General features: G+C 48.9%; 22 protein-coding genes. 5 read left to right on the top strand and 17 right to left on the bottom strand.

Going from position 1 to position 13,041, the window contains the following annotated elements; genetic code table 11:
• Nucleotides 1–3: 3 nt before the first annotated feature.
• The 3 genes from IBT47_RS10655 to IBT47_RS10645 all read right to left on the bottom strand — a co-directional run bounded on the left by IBT47_RS10655 (nucleotide 4) and on the right by IBT47_RS10645 (nucleotide 1,343).
• Nucleotides 4–504 (bottom strand): phage terminase small subunit P27 family, encoded by a 501-nt coding sequence (locus IBT47_RS10655; protein ID WP_200546798.1) that lies wholly within the window; start codon nucleotides 502–504, stop codon nucleotides 4–6.
• A 158-nt stretch (nucleotides 505–662) separates the two neighbouring features.
• Nucleotides 663–1,013: an HNH endonuclease gene (locus IBT47_RS10650; protein ID WP_200560427.1), complete on the bottom strand. Its 351-nt coding sequence runs from the start codon at nucleotides 1,011–1,013 to the stop codon at nucleotides 663–665.
• Nucleotides 1,014–1,049: 36 nt separating this feature from the next.
• Nucleotides 1,050–1,343: a DUF2560 family protein gene (locus tag IBT47_RS10645; protein ID WP_370569883.1), complete on the bottom strand. Its 294-nt coding sequence runs from the start codon at nucleotides 1,341–1,343 to the stop codon at nucleotides 1,050–1,052.
• A gap of 293 nt (nucleotides 1,344–1,636) precedes the next feature.
• Here IBT47_RS10645 and IBT47_RS10640 point away from each other — a divergent pair, with 293 nt between their 5' ends.
• Nucleotides 1,637–1,768, top strand: a complete 132-nt coding sequence (locus IBT47_RS10640; RefSeq protein ID WP_200546795.1) for an entericidin A/B family lipoprotein — start codon at nucleotides 1,637–1,639, stop codon at nucleotides 1,766–1,768.
• A 37-nt stretch (nucleotides 1,769–1,805) separates the two neighbouring features.
• Here IBT47_RS10640 and IBT47_RS10635 read toward each other — a convergent pair whose 3' ends face one another.
• From IBT47_RS10635 to IBT47_RS10625, 3 genes are read right to left on the bottom strand one after another with little or no spacing between them, the layout of a single operon-like run.
• Nucleotides 1,806–1,982 carry a hypothetical protein gene (locus IBT47_RS10635; RefSeq protein WP_200546971.1) on the bottom strand — a complete coding sequence of 59 codons (177 nt, stop codon included), beginning with the start codon at nucleotides 1,980–1,982 and terminating at the stop codon, nucleotides 1,806–1,808.
• 8 nt (nucleotides 1,983–1,990) lie between these two features.
• Nucleotides 1,991–2,617, bottom strand: a complete 627-nt coding sequence (locus IBT47_RS10630) for a glycoside hydrolase family 19 protein (protein WP_200560426.1) — start codon at nucleotides 2,615–2,617, stop codon at nucleotides 1,991–1,993.
• Nucleotides 2,618–2,619: 2 nt separating this feature from the next.
• Nucleotides 2,620–2,958: a phage holin, lambda family gene (locus tag IBT47_RS10625; protein WP_200546792.1), complete on the bottom strand. Its 339-nt coding sequence runs from the start codon at nucleotides 2,956–2,958 to the stop codon at nucleotides 2,620–2,622.
• Between the two features lie 330 nt (nucleotides 2,959–3,288).
• Between IBT47_RS10625 and IBT47_RS10620 the strand changes: the two genes are divergently transcribed.
• Entirely contained in the window at nucleotides 3,289–4,236 is a 948-nt protein-coding gene (locus tag IBT47_RS10620) for a hypothetical protein (protein ID WP_200560425.1), read from the top strand.
• 19 nt (nucleotides 4,237–4,255) lie between these two features.
• The gene (locus IBT47_RS10615; RefSeq protein WP_200560424.1) at nucleotides 4,256–4,702 is read left to right on the top strand and encodes a hypothetical protein; all 447 of its coding nucleotides are present in this window, start codon (nucleotides 4,256–4,258) and stop codon (nucleotides 4,700–4,702) included.
• Nucleotides 4,703–4,728: 26 nt separating this feature from the next.
• On the opposite strand, the gene IBT47_RS10610 is transcribed toward IBT47_RS10615, so the two are convergent.
• From IBT47_RS10610 to IBT47_RS10595, 4 genes are read right to left on the bottom strand one after another with little or no spacing between them, the layout of a single operon-like run.
• Complete coding sequence (locus IBT47_RS10610; protein WP_200560423.1) at nucleotides 4,729–5,091, bottom strand: antiterminator Q family protein; 363 nt, start codon at nucleotides 5,089–5,091, stop codon at nucleotides 4,729–4,731.
• Nucleotides 5,084–6,127 carry a DUF968 domain-containing protein gene (locus IBT47_RS10605; protein WP_200560422.1) on the bottom strand — a complete coding sequence of 348 codons (1,044 nt, stop codon included), beginning with the start codon at nucleotides 6,125–6,127 and terminating at the stop codon, nucleotides 5,084–5,086. The genes IBT47_RS10610 and IBT47_RS10605 overlap by 8 nt, the downstream gene beginning before the upstream one ends.
• Nucleotides 6,127–6,942: a KilA-N domain-containing protein gene (locus tag IBT47_RS10600; RefSeq protein WP_200560421.1), complete on the bottom strand. Its 816-nt coding sequence runs from the start codon at nucleotides 6,940–6,942 to the stop codon at nucleotides 6,127–6,129. The genes IBT47_RS10605 and IBT47_RS10600 overlap by 1 nt, the downstream gene beginning before the upstream one ends.
• 56 nt (nucleotides 6,943–6,998) lie before the next feature.
• Nucleotides 6,999–7,400: a hypothetical protein gene (locus tag IBT47_RS10595; protein ID WP_200560420.1), complete on the bottom strand. Its 402-nt coding sequence runs from the start codon at nucleotides 7,398–7,400 to the stop codon at nucleotides 6,999–7,001.
• Between the two features lie 272 nt (nucleotides 7,401–7,672).
• Between IBT47_RS10595 and IBT47_RS10590 the strand changes: the two genes are divergently transcribed.
• Nucleotides 7,673–8,089: a hypothetical protein gene (locus IBT47_RS10590; RefSeq protein ID WP_200560419.1), complete on the top strand. Its 417-nt coding sequence runs from the start codon at nucleotides 7,673–7,675 to the stop codon at nucleotides 8,087–8,089.
• Nucleotide 8,090: 1 nt separating this feature from the next.
• Here the strand turns inward: IBT47_RS10590 and IBT47_RS10585 are convergent, their stop codons facing one another.
• The 7 genes from IBT47_RS10585 to IBT47_RS10555 all read right to left on the bottom strand — a co-directional run bounded on the left by IBT47_RS10585 (nucleotide 8,091) and on the right by IBT47_RS10555 (nucleotide 12,141).
• Nucleotides 8,091–9,449 (bottom strand): chromosome partitioning protein ParB, encoded by a 1,359-nt coding sequence (locus IBT47_RS10585; protein WP_234471834.1) that lies wholly within the window; start codon nucleotides 9,447–9,449, stop codon nucleotides 8,091–8,093.
• A gap of 61 nt (nucleotides 9,450–9,510) precedes the next feature.
• Complete coding sequence (locus IBT47_RS10580) at nucleotides 9,511–9,960, bottom strand: PerC family transcriptional regulator (protein WP_200560417.1); 450 nt, start codon at nucleotides 9,958–9,960, stop codon at nucleotides 9,511–9,513.
• Nucleotides 9,957–11,009 carry a helix-turn-helix domain-containing protein gene (locus tag IBT47_RS10575; RefSeq protein WP_200560416.1) on the bottom strand — a complete coding sequence of 351 codons (1,053 nt, stop codon included), beginning with the start codon at nucleotides 11,007–11,009 and terminating at the stop codon, nucleotides 9,957–9,959. The genes IBT47_RS10580 and IBT47_RS10575 overlap by 4 nt, the downstream gene beginning before the upstream one ends.
• Nucleotides 11,006–11,182, bottom strand: coding sequence for a DUF4222 domain-containing protein (locus IBT47_RS10570; protein WP_200560415.1), 177 nt, complete (start codon nucleotides 11,180–11,182; stop codon nucleotides 11,006–11,008). The genes IBT47_RS10575 and IBT47_RS10570 overlap by 4 nt, the downstream gene beginning before the upstream one ends.
• On the bottom strand, nucleotides 11,179–11,373 hold the full coding sequence (locus IBT47_RS10565) for a hypothetical protein (protein ID WP_200560414.1): 195 nt from the start codon (nucleotides 11,371–11,373) through the stop codon (nucleotides 11,179–11,181). The genes IBT47_RS10570 and IBT47_RS10565 overlap by 4 nt, the downstream gene beginning before the upstream one ends.
• A gap of 17 nt (nucleotides 11,374–11,390) precedes the next feature.
• Nucleotides 11,391–11,915 carry a YmfL family putative regulatory protein gene (locus IBT47_RS10560; protein WP_200560413.1) on the bottom strand — a complete coding sequence of 175 codons (525 nt, stop codon included), beginning with the start codon at nucleotides 11,913–11,915 and terminating at the stop codon, nucleotides 11,391–11,393.
• A 28-nt stretch (nucleotides 11,916–11,943) separates the two neighbouring features.
• Entirely contained in the window at nucleotides 11,944–12,141 is a 198-nt protein-coding gene (locus tag IBT47_RS10555; RefSeq protein ID WP_200560412.1) for a Cro/CI family transcriptional regulator, read from the bottom strand.
• Nucleotides 12,142–12,233: 92 nt separating this feature from the next.
• Between IBT47_RS10555 and IBT47_RS10550 the strand changes: the two genes are divergently transcribed.
• A complete protein-coding gene (locus IBT47_RS10550) occupies nucleotides 12,234–12,893 on the top strand; it encodes a LexA family transcriptional regulator (protein WP_200560494.1) in 660 nt (219 codons plus the stop codon).
• Nucleotides 12,894–13,041 lie beyond the last annotated feature (148 nt).

Here is a 13,041-nt window from a genome sequence, read left to right as displayed (position 1 = left end):
TCATCATTTGCGCTTTTTATTAAGAAATGCATCCAGAGGGTCAACTTCAGAAGCCCCTTTGCCCGCAACTTTAGAACGAGTCGCTGGCGTCATGCCGAACTCACCAAGCATTGCCCTGACACGCTTCCAGGCATCGGACTTCATGAAAGAAGCCGGATGAGGCTTTATCATTCTGACCTCACGCTCCTTCCCCTCATCAGGTTCATCCTCGCTGTAAACGGCATAGGTGTAACCTTCACGGTCCAGGGTGTCGCAGTGATGGCGGTACTCGGTATAAGCCTCGACCAGTAATTCAAGAGCCCGCGCATCCAACTGGGTAATGACGCCGATCGCGTCCAGCTCTTCTCCGATCCGCTTAAACCAGTACTTACCCTGTCGGTCAAAATGCTTCGGAATTGGGGGTACCCCTGAAGGGGGTTTTGGTTCGTCTTTATTGATCGGGCGTTTTGACGGATTCCCCTTCACCAAAGCAAGGTGTGTCGGGGTTTTCGGCGGTCCTGGCATAATCGAAAACTCCTATTAATGAAGCCGGGTCAGAACCTAAAAAAAGGTTTTCTAACCTGCGGCGGTGTAAAAAAAGGTTAGGCGGCGGTCCTTTAGGCGAAAGGCTCCAGAGATTTTCCCCGCCCCTCCCCCAAAAAAGAATTAGACGATAACAATTCTCATTTGGCTCTTTCAGTGGCCGTTTTGCTCCTGTGGCATGCCCAGCAAAGTGATTGCAGATTACGATCGTCATCCGTTCCGCCGTGTGCCTTGGGAATAATGTGGTCAACGGTTGATGCCGCTTTTGCACGTCCCAGCTTCGTGCATGACTGACAAAGATGTTTATCACGACTGAGAACGCGGGCGCGGATAATATCCCACTTGCTTCCATACCCGCGTTCATGCCTGCTCTTGCCCTGCTGATGTTGTTCCCATCCAGTATTACGATGTGTTACGCAATATCCTGAACGATCGGTCGTAGTGGCTGCGCAGCCATGTTTACGGCATGCGCGGGGTATGGACTTAGGCATAGAACTCTCAAAGCTGACTGACCCGGTGAGGGCTAATTATTCTGCCGCAGGTGTGGTGTCGTTGATTACGGCCAGTGCTTCGACTGATTCCTGCACTGCTTTCGTGGCACGGGCTACCAGCTCGGCCTCTCCAAATACGCGGTTGAACTGCTGGATGAACAGGCGATGTTTAAACGGGTCGTTCTGAATGAATGCTACAGCCACCTTTGTTGCTGCAGTGTCATAGCCCAGCGTGGCAAGCAGTTCCAGCTGGTTGGTCTGTTCAGTTGTAATTTCAGTCATAGATACCTCGGCAGGCAGGACTTGGAAATATTTTTCAAAATATTTCATACGTAGCTGGAAATGTAAGAATTATCCGCTATTACTTATCTTGTCTATCTGGAATTCGTTATTGTTGTTTTCTTTGAAAGTACCGCGTCAGAGTTTTCACCCCTTACCTGACGCGGTTTTTTTTCAGATACAAAACAGCGCAGCACTTAATTTATTCCGATAGCTCATCTTCCGGTAAATCCATAAGGCGTCCCCCATATATCAGCCTTTCATGATTGATTAATGAGGTCTGACACCCCTTGGAAACCAGGACCAAATTTCGGTTATTCAACAATCGTTAAAAGGAAGTTCAGATGAAAAAATTCGTCTTATCCATCCTCTCTGTCGTTGTTCTTTCTTCTGTATTAACTGCCTGCAACACTACTCGCGGAGTCGGAGAAGATATCTCAGCAGGCGGTAAAGCGATTCAGAAAAGCACTCAGTAATTATTTCATCAGGCCAATTTTAATTATTGGCCTGAGCTCACTTTTTCACGCTATCTGGCACCACAGCACCGACCACACCAGCCAGCGCCACACCACCGGCAATGACCGTTTCCTGAATGCCAGGCGGCATCTGCCAGCCAAATACACCTGCGACAACGAGAATGATGCCACGCCAGGTTGATGCCTCTTTCAGGCGATTGATCAGGTAGTTCATAAGACTCCTTATACGAGAATGCTTTTTGCCAGTTTGAAGCGGGCTTTGCGGTCATCAAGACCGTTAGTCCCACCGTTAATTATCCGGGTTACGTTTTCGATACTGTGCAACCAGTTCATGCAGCCTTTCGAAACAAAGAACCATGCAGCACTGCGGGCTGCGTTCTGCTCCAGTTCAAGCAGTTCCGGCTGGCTGACGAGGTCAACTTTTATGGCGTTGCCGGTTGTACGGTAATTATCCAGGAACGTGGTCTGAATCAGTCCACCGCCGCGATATTTCCAGCCATCACCCGGCAGGTTGTTGCCGAATCGCTTCTGGTACACCAGATTTGCAATGGCTTTCTGTCGTTCGACTGGTAAAGCGCTTTCACCCGGCTTTCTGCCCAGCGTCAGCGCCTGGTCTTTTGTAAGGCGCTTTGGTACGAACGTGACAATCAGAGCCTGTACGCTGTAATTGAAGCTCTCACGCGTGGCACTGAAGCCGTTGGACTCATGGCCAACCTGAGCAATAAACATCGCCTTAGCTATTGGACTGTTGATGCCAAACTCGGTCATTGCTGCATCAATGTGCGTAAACCAGCGCGCAGCTATCCCGGCACTGATGCCAGCCGCCCGTTGAAATTGTGATTGGTTCATGGTTAAGCCCTTGGAGAATTTCCGAAGCGGGTATTCAGAATGGCGAGAAGAACTTTTCGGAACTGCTCCACCCCGATAAAGCCGATACCACCGCCAATGGCGATCGACAGGGAGCGAGAAAGCTCTAGATATTCAAGGCCAGAGGCAACGCTCAGAGTCAGAGCACCGCAAAGCAATCCCTCTAACACCATTTTTTTCCAGCCGCCGCCAGTGTAGGCAATACGCAAGACGGCCATTACAAACGCCAGTAGAACTGAGCCAACCGGCGTATCTCCGCGCCACCACGCGGCAATAATTTCACTGAACTCAGCCCAATTATGGGGGTTGTTAGGCATACGCATTTCTCTCACCTCCGGGATTACCGGTTGGGCGCTGTGTGTTGGATGAAAGGGAATACGAAAATCAGATGCAAGGCGAGGCGATTGCCAGAGCTATTCGCCTCACTAACTGATTCAAATAATTTTGTTGATATGCGACCAGCAGAGCACTGGCAAAGAAAACGAAAAACCCCGCCAAGTGGCGAGGTTTGGATGGTTAAGCTGTGTGTCGAAGTAACCACTCTTATCATGATAATTGTCTTTTTGCGTACGCATAAATCATTTATCATTAACTAAATTTTAGTATTCCACTTGTGCGGACTTCACAGCGCGTTTGTTACATAGGAACATGGTATGACGGATGATAAAAATAAAACCCGCAAGATCAGGGTTGGCTTCTTTACGGGTACCGAACGCCCCAAAGCACCTAAAGAGCACATTTTTGCAGCAAGAGCTGCTTTTGAAAAGTTACACTCAGCTAATAAAGACGTCTTACCATTAACTTACACAGTTGATAAGCAAGGTAAAGGGTTAAAAGTTGTCTTGTTGGAGAAGGATGAATTATCTAACACTTTCTTCGGATATGTCTCATGGAGGAGGCACTCCCTTCTTCCCTTCATTGAAGATGAGTCGGGATTGGAAAGGACAATCACTCTTGGTGATACTGATTCTGTGGTGGAAAGGACCTACTTTATTTACTACTACAAGACTGATCTTTTAGCATTAACGCTTAACCACCTTGGGCCGAAGGTTAATGACTTTGCTTTTGCCTTATACCAACAAGGCGGACTCGAAAACATACGATTCGAAGCTATCTGGAAAGAAGAAGATGTTAAGGACTTGCTTGAAACAGGGAACGTTTTGAGAAGTGTTGATCTCACCATCGCAGCACCGCGAAATTTTAATCAAGCCAACTATAATTTCGAGAACAACCTAACCAAGGACATTGTCAACATGGTTGTTGGGATGGGTGGAACATACCTCAAACTGAATTTGCGTGGCAGAGCGAGAGCCAAAAAAGACGGTTTTAGCTATCTATCTGGCAAAGTAGGTGATGCAGTTAAAGAACTTATTGAGCTATTTCCATTCGGAAACGGTGGTCTTAACATCAAAAAGGCTGATGTCACCGAACCCAGCGATAGCAAGCCAAAGAGCCTGTTAGGTCAGGTTCTTATCGGTAAAAAAACTATCAATGTCATCGGCGGATATCCAACAGAGTCTGATATCCGGATAGCCATGGTAGCTGCTAAGATAGACAATGGTAAATATCTCGCTCAATACGAACTACCTGATTCAGAGTAGCGTTCCGGGAGGCTAGCGAATGAAGGGACTATGGCAGATGTCATGCAAGCTGTTGCTACTATTGGCTATCGCGTATGCCAGTAGCAAACTTTTTCGCACGATAAACCACACGGAAATTGTGGGTGTTGCTGGCGTGCTTTCTACTGTGTCAGGCGTTTTGTTCGGCTTCATCTTGGCAGCTATCTCTATTTTTAGCTCCAGCCAAAGTAAAGATGGTGCAATTCATGCGTTAAAGAAAAATAATGTTTTGCCGCCGATCATTAGACGTTTGATCTCAACAGGATACACACTTTTAATAGCGTGCTTGCTTCCAATGTTAGCTATGTTTATAGCTCCAGAGCATACCTTTTTCGGAAAGCCGACTGATTCTATTTTAATCCTTTTAGGTTTTTCTGCATTCATGTTGTCTCTTGTAACCTTTTCGAGATGTTGGTATCTCTTGAGGAATATCTTCCCAAGCTTATGATTTGAGCCCGGAACCCCGGGCTCTTTTCAAGCCAACTCTAATTTTACATTTAGAACGCAGAGTACACCATCAACAAACCCCTCCGCCCTCTGCATCTCTTTCCTGACAGTGCCATCTGAACATGCTCTTCGACGGGCAATAGCTCGCAAAGATACGTTGTAGCGATAATGCGCTACAACAAGTTCATATTCTGAAGGTTTGAGTTTTTTGAGCCTCGCAATGCAACTGTCGATGATGATCCCATCATTATCCGAACAAGATAGCCGCCGACTCGATTCCGAAGGTAAGAGTCCTTTGAAACCAGCCGCTATAGGGGAATAGTCTACACCTGCTCCTTCTGAGGCAGCCCAACCGCCCCAGCATTCCAAAATATACTGAATATCACGCATTATTATCTCCCAAGATTTTTTTACCCGTGGCAATCACACCGATCGCCAGGGCTCTGTCCAATACGCGAAGAACCAGCTCAGTCTGGGAGCCGTACTTCTCTTCAAACGCCTTTACATCCGCATGAAGTTCATCGTGATGCGCCCTGCAAAGCGGCATCGTGAAATAGTCATGCGCTTTAGTCCCCATACCACTCAATCCGTATCCGATTATGTGGTGAGGATCATCAGCCTGCTTACCGCAGCACAAACACATCTGCCGTTTAACCCAACGGGTATATTTGGGGTCAACGCATCGTTCGCGCTTTGGATTCTTCAAATACGATTTTGGCGTCTCCGGGTCGATGGCCAGCGCAACTACCTGAGCAGCCTTCTCTGCCAGTTCAGCAGCGGCAGCTGGCTCGTGCCTGATATCTGTCTCTTTCAGCGTTCCGCGTGGAGCTGGTAGTGCAGGTAACTTCAGAACGCGCCGCGCCAGAGAGTCAGGCATCTTGTCTGCGACGTTTTTCATTGAAGCCCACAGCGTTACTTCGGGCAGTGTGACGTGATGCCCCTCAGGCATCTGGAAACCTGTTTGCACGCGATACAGCAACCATTCAGCGGCATTTCTGCGTGCCGTTGCTTCCAGTGCCGGAGATGACTCCTGCTCTCTCAGCCGGTTGTCGCACTGATAGCAGAGCCTCACTGCTGATTTACCGATGTTAAGAATGGTTTGACCGTGGCTGTGGTCCAGCCCGTTATTCTGGCATCCGGTGCCGATGTGGCGTTGATGTGGTGAGGTTAACCAGCTTGCCAGCGCGTCACGGCCACCAGCAGCACTGATTACCGCATCAGAAGACAGGAACATCACAACATCAGGATCATCCAGCAGCGGCTGAGCAACGTCCACGAGACGACCTGAGGGCAGGCTCTGCATGAACTCCGGCAGCGAGCTAATCAGGACGCGGCCAGACTGAAACAAAGGCATAGCCTCGCTGCCCGGCTTTAACAGCACGGTCCCAAGCTGTTCAACACGGAAAGGCATAAGGATCGCTCGCATTACTCCCCCTTTGTAGAAGTGAGCATCAACCGGATAAGCTCTGCCTTAGTTGACGTGTAGAAATGCGGCTGCGTCTCTCTTGGGTTTCCGGGGCTGGTCATGTTCTTACCGAACCGCATGCCCTTAGCCGTCACCGACCAGAACTCTTTGCGGCCATTTCTGGCAGTTGCGGAATTGCTGGGGCGTGACAGGCGCTCAACGATGCCCAGGTGCTGCAGGCGCTTGTATGCCTCTGCTGTGGTAACGGACAGTTGGTTATCGCGAAGGAGTGTTGTCAGGGATGTTGTAGGGCGACTGGAGCCATCAACGGCGTCGGAGGGTGCGTCTATCGCGTATTGCGGTGCCAGATTTGGCAGTCCGACTGCACTCTGTAATTTCTGACATGCGCCTAGCACCGAGGAATTAGAGAGATTCAGCTCTTTCCGCATGAACCCGATAAGCGTGATGCCTGCCTGTGTCATGTCGTGCGCTGAATGATTAGCGTGACCGGTCACAACGGTGTCAAAGGTGCGAATAACTTTCAGATGGAATGCAGCACTGATCCACATGGCATAGGAATAAACCAGCTCCTTGCAAACGTAGGTTCCCTGCTGAAGACCACCCCGAATGGTAATGACTGGTTGTATTTCGACCGAGGGAGGATTTCCACCCTCGATTAATTCTTGAACAAGCTCCTGGGTTTGATTATTGCTCAACCAGAACTTCGGCTTATGGCGCTCTACCCCACCAGCGGCATTGTGTAAATCATTCAGGCAGTAACGCCCGTCTTTATCCTGACGTACAGATACGCCATCAATTACTAACAACTGATTCATGTGCTCTCCCAATTTTTTCATGCCGCACAGCTGCAACTGCACGGCACAGGTTGGTATTACTTTAGTTCAGAGCGCTTAAAGCTCTTATCACCCATCTCGCTGTCTGTGATAGTAAGTCCATCACCGCTAACTGAATATGTGATCGTTGGGTCCATAGGATCGTTTCTCCAGCGCCCGATGTAATTTGGCTCCGAAGCACTACCTGCTGTACGCCACAAGATTTTGTTGCCGCTCTGAACTCTGCAGTGGTATTTCCAAAGTGTCTCGTCGTCCGGACGGATATATTGAAGAGAAATATATCCGTCTCCACTGGCAGCATCGATAATGCCAGGGTTCTTTCCGAACTCGAACGCGATTGTAGCTTTACAAACTTCTGCCTCAGAAAAATCAGCGGCCAGGGCACTGAAACTTGACAAGGATAAAACTGCACTTAACAAAACACTGTGTTTAATATTCATAATCTATCCGTGAAATTATTATCTATTTTCAGCCTGTATAAATTTACATGTTCTAGTCTGGCATCACAACCACAAAACAGCGATTCATCTTAGAAATTTATTGCTAGTTAATACTGTTTTTCGTGACATGTCACACTGCTATACCCCTATAAAATCGTGAGCAATAATAAATAAACGCAGGCTGAATCTTTAGCCATGGTACAGTTGGCACAACCCACTTTAAGAATAGTGAAATTCACATATGGAACAGATGCTCAAAACGTGAGATTTCAATGAGAAAAAAATTATTTATTGCTACGTTAATACTACTCAACATTTGCACTTCCACTGCATCAGTCAAACTCGGGATTTTGGAAAAGATGCAGGCAGTCTTCGAATGTGCAGGTCTTGCCGGGGAAGGGTTCGATTTTGATAAAAATGGAGAAGATGTTAGGGAGTCATTATCATCAGCACTGAACATCTATAAAAAAACAATGCCTGAAGAAGTGCTGTACTCCTATAAATTATCTCCTGATACATTAACTACCGATTTTGCACTCACTTATCAGCAGATTGGCGTCGCAAATGCGAATGCTTTAATCTCTGAATCGCTTAGTAAAAAAGGAATCACTGACAATGGGGAAAACCATATCCGTGAAGCCCGGCATCTTTGGGACGCCAGGCGCTGCAACTTAATTATTCGGCGCTAAATCAATTCGCTTTAGCGATAGCGGATTTATCAGTTAGTTCATAGATTGCTTGCCGTATCGCTAAGCGTAGCGTGCGAATGTTTGACCAGCTTGAACTGAGAGTGCATTGCAGCAGGTTCAGGTACGCCGGTACAGATTTAATGGCTGTGCGGTTCTCCCGGTACACCGTCAGGAACCGATCAAACATGTCTTCGCGCTGGCCTTCGTCGGTGTATGTCTTATCGACCCACTCACGCAGAGCGCTGGAGCTGTCGTGCTGTTCAATCAGGTCTAACGCTCTCTGAATGGCATCAGCGGGAATAGTCACAACCTGCGGGTTTTCTACTGAGTCTGCTGCCCATGTATGCGCGTATTTTGATTCGTTGAAGGTGTATTCATCCTTCTCACCGAACGCAGCTGCTGCGCAGGCCCACACTGCCACACCGCTGTGATCGATAATGTCCTGTTTGGTTAATGGCAGGTATTCATCGTCAGCTTCAGGTGTTGACGGTTTAACTTCTGGCTGTGGCTGTCCATGCTTTTCACGGTACTCAGCCAGGATTCCCATCGCTTCGAGATAAACTTCATCCGGTGCGGTGTAGCCATCATCAGTGAACTCAAACGCGGCCATCAGCTCCACTAGCCGACGCGCCTTGGCTGCAGAGAACTGAGGCATTGCCGCTGATTTGGTCAGTCTATTTTTGCCGGACGCCTTAGCCTCAGCCAGTTTCTGTTCTGCTACTGCGCCAGCTTTAGGGCCATGCTCGCGTGACAGCGCCACTGCAGTTGTCGGTGCAACCTCTCCAGCCTCAACCATGCCGATTAGCACTTCGCCGGATGACAGCAGCTGCAGGTGACTCTCAATGTCAGATACAGACCGGTGAAAGGCTTTTGATATTTCCGCAATTTCATAACCCTGCTTTCTGGCCCGGTTATATTGCTGCGCACGCTGAATGGGCGTGATTGGCAGGCTGTCATTACTACCGGCCTGATGTGCGAGACGCTCCAGCTCAGTACCGATAAAATCCCGGCACTCGATGCGGATGATATTGGTTCCGGCCTCGATAGCCATACCAGCACCAACATAGCGATGCTGACCATCATCAACCCTGACGCCTTTCTCCGTGACGGTTACAGACAGCGGTGGAAGATCAGCACCCGCAATCCACAGATCACGCATGTGCTCGGCCCACTCCTGATTCAGTGGACGGATGTTGTCGCCTGGCTCCAGATACAACTCGCTGTAAGGAACCATGTAGGTTTTCTTAGTTGTGATTTCGCTGCCACTTTTGGCCTTTTGTTTATACATCTGCGAAAGAGTTGTCATTTGCTTACCATCTCCATTACCAGTGCCAAAATCAGGGTGAGAATCAGAACGCATGCCGTCTGGATGCTGTGATAAAAAATCTCGTTGCGGCTGAAGTGAGCCTTAATTTTGCTTTTCAAAAGTCTCTCCAGAGGTCCAGATGTGGTACTGATACCGAGCTGACGCTGCTGCCCTCAGGATGCGTCCGAAGTGCGCCGCCGCAGCTGATGCAATGCTCACGGCGGGCAGCTGCACGGCCTCTCGTTTCCTCGTCTTTCGCTGCGTCCATCGCCAGCAACCAAAAGTGAGCAGCACGACGCCACAAACCTGCTTTCTCGCGAAACAGCGCCTTTTCCCGCAGCGCGCGGTACTTCTGGTTTGATTCAGTAAATTCGTCTTCTTGAACCAGACGGTATGAATACGGGTTGTTGTTCACCGTGTGGCGCTGTAGCACTTCACACACCAACAGTTCGGCCAGCAACGTCTGAATCACCCGGCGAGGTATCCCGGCACCATCGGCGATCTGTTTTGCGGAGCTGTCAGGGTGACTGCGTACGAACTCAACGGCTTTTTCACGAATATTCATGCTGACCTCTGCATTTCTTTGGCTGACGCCTTCTGCACCGATTCAGACCAGATGCTCTTCCACGCCGAACGAGCCATAACTTCATTCATCCGGCCCAGCCCCGCTTTACTCGCTGCAGCTTTCGCAAACTCTTCAACCGCGTTTTGTGGCTTACGGGCCTGTGAAACCAGTCTGCTGAATGCTTCATCGCGCTCAGCGTGGTTTACCTGCGCCACCTTCGGCAGATCGTTGGCGCGTTCCTCTTTCACGGCGATGTAGCAGTCTTCGGTGATCAGGTAATCGAAATTCTTTTTGCGCCAGGTCTTGCCGGTGTTGGAATCGGGGCGGTCTTCCAGCATCCAGCGGCAGTTCTTGGCGATGAAACGTAGGTAGGACATCCAGCGCTCTTGGGTGAAATCAAATTTCTTCCAGAGGCCATTGAGCCTAGTGCGTCGCTTGTCAGTGAGGCCGATTACCTTTGGCATTTCTGGCAGGGTTTCGTGATAGCCAGCCAGTACAGCCTGATAATCAATTTTCAGAGAATCTGCCTGCTGCTTGTCGGCTGGCGCAGCCGGTCGACCAACAGTCTTTTTATCTGATGGATCATGTTTTGAAGTTACTGACGGATCGCCCCCAGATTCTGGAGGGTGAAAACCTGCTGCGGACGGGTTTTCTGACGGGTCAAAATTTGATGCGTCGGATTTTGAACGGTCAGATTCTGATGCGTCAGATTTTGATGTGTCAGGATTTGACGTGTCAGATTCTGACAGGTGAAACATTGCAACATCGCGCAGCTTCTTAACGTTTATCTGATACAGGTTCGACCCGTTGCGATTACCCTTGCGGCGGGCTGTTCTGCTTATCCAGCCATCCTGCTCAAGCTTTCCAAGTGCGGTGCGTACGGTGCTCGGACCCGCGCCAATCTGACGGGCGATCGTTGCTACAGACGGCCAGCAAACGCCTTCATCATTGGAAAAGTCAGCCAGTCGAGCCATGATTGCCACGCTGGTGATCTTCATTCCGGCCGCAGCGCAACCATCCCAGACGAATGCAGATAATTTAACGCTCATAAAACCCTCGTGAATTTCTTGCGGAGCAATTCCAGCGGCTGCATGCACTCATGCTCGTAGCCATCCCGCAGATAAATAACCTGCTGTTTTTCTGCATCCCAGCGCACAACGCGGACAAGAACGCCACGATGGTCGCGATAAGTACGTTTGAGGTTCTGACTGTCTTCGGTCATACCCTCACCTCAGCCAGCGCGTTTACCTGCCGGAAAATCTCCGCAACCTTCAATTCATCTACCACTGCGCCAGGCTGCTGGTAGTTGCCAGCTGGCGTTGATACAGATACCTTTTCGACATAGACGAAACGGCCACCAGCGAAAACACAACGTAATTGCGGAATGCCAGCGTTTATGAGTAAACTGTTCATGTGATGTTCTCCCAAGATCATTCGCACCGAGGGCTACTAGCTGCAAACTGGTAGCCCTCAACTTTTCTGGCTGTCAGTAACTCAATCGCATCAGCCTGAGCGCCATGCAGTGCCGCCCACGCCAAAAGCCCTTTAGCCGTATATTTCATGTAATTAAGAACCTGAGTACCGACGTGTTTCATCTCCTTGCGATCAACAATTCCATCTTCTTCAGCATCTAGCTTTGCCTGCGCAACCAGTCCGCGAGCAGCATCAGCACGCATCTGAAGACTGAACAGCTCAACGTTGTCCATCTGCTCAGGTACGGGAATGCTGATAGTCAGCAAGCCTTTTCGTGCGGCCTGGTATTCGGCCAACAGGCAAGTGCCTGACAAGTCCTCCATCAACTCCAGATCGGAATGGGAAAAGAACCGGCATTTGTTTTTTTCGTACAGGCTGTTATTGAACTGATCGATGTTCATGCCAAGAGCAGTCGCCATTGCAGAACGTCCACCAGCAAATTCCTTGCACATCGCTTTTACTGTCTCTTTGATATCCACCATCTCACTCCCCTTTTGGTAGTTATGTGAGTTAAGACTTTTGGCTATGGTTGTTTTGATAAAGTGACGGGTCATACCGCAGAACACCCTTCGTTATGCGCTCAAGACGCATGGCCTGTTTTTCGGGAATAACGTCACCCCAGCGAGATATAGCTGGGTGTCTGATACCTAAGGCATCAGCGGTTTTTACGACGCCACCGAAATGCTGGATGACAAGGCTTTTAAACATTTATGGCTCCTCTTTTTGATTTTGATGAAGGTAACAAAAGTTACCTAATGAAGCAAACATCTTTTACGGTCGTTTCGGGTAACATTGGTTACATGAAAACCGAAATGAATGATCGAATCAGACAGAGGCGCACACAGTTGGAGCTCACGCAGCTACAGCTGGCTAAACAGCTGGGCGTTAGCCGTGTATCTGTAACTAAATGGGAGAATGGAAGCGTTAAACCTGCAGGCGAGAATCTCCATCAATTGGCACTCGCCCTTTCATGCAGCCCAGAATGGATACTCTACGGAACAGGGGATCAGGTTAAGGACGACACAAGGCTCAAACCAGTCTCTCCACCGCTGACTTCGGTACCAGTGATATCTTCAGTTCAGGCGGGTGCATGGACTGATTCATACGCTGCAGCGCGATTGAGTGATGTAATTAGATGGTGCTCTACTACCGTGAAGGTTTCAGATGACTCTTTTGCCTTGGATGTTCGAGGTGAATCTATGACAAACCCCAATGGTTACCCCAGTATTCCTGAAGGTTCAACCGTGATTGTCGAACCTCATTATGGTTCGTTCGATGATTTGAATGGTAAGATCGTAGTGGCAATCACTGATGGTAGCTCTGAGGCAACAGTGAAGAAATTGGTGATGGATGGCCCTTACAAATATTTGATGCCTCTCAATCCCCTGTTCAAGCCCATCCAGTGCGATGATACCTGCAGGATTTTGGGTAAAGTCGTACAAGTGCTGCAAGAAGTTTAATCCACGCCCGCTAGTGCGGGTATTTTTTTACCTCAAAGGGTAACTTTTGTTACTTTTTCTCTTGACGATGAATGTAACATTAATTACCTTTAACGCACAGCAAGGTAAATGAGTTTTACTTGGAATACTGACGGCAATGAGATGGCTT

Source organism: Erwinia sp. S43 (assembly GCF_016624745.1).
Classification (GTDB): Bacteria; Pseudomonadota; Gammaproteobacteria; order Enterobacterales; family Enterobacteriaceae; genus Erwinia; species Erwinia coffeiphila.
Note: the sequence above shows the minus strand (reverse complement) of the source record. Positions and strands in the feature narration are given on the sequence as shown.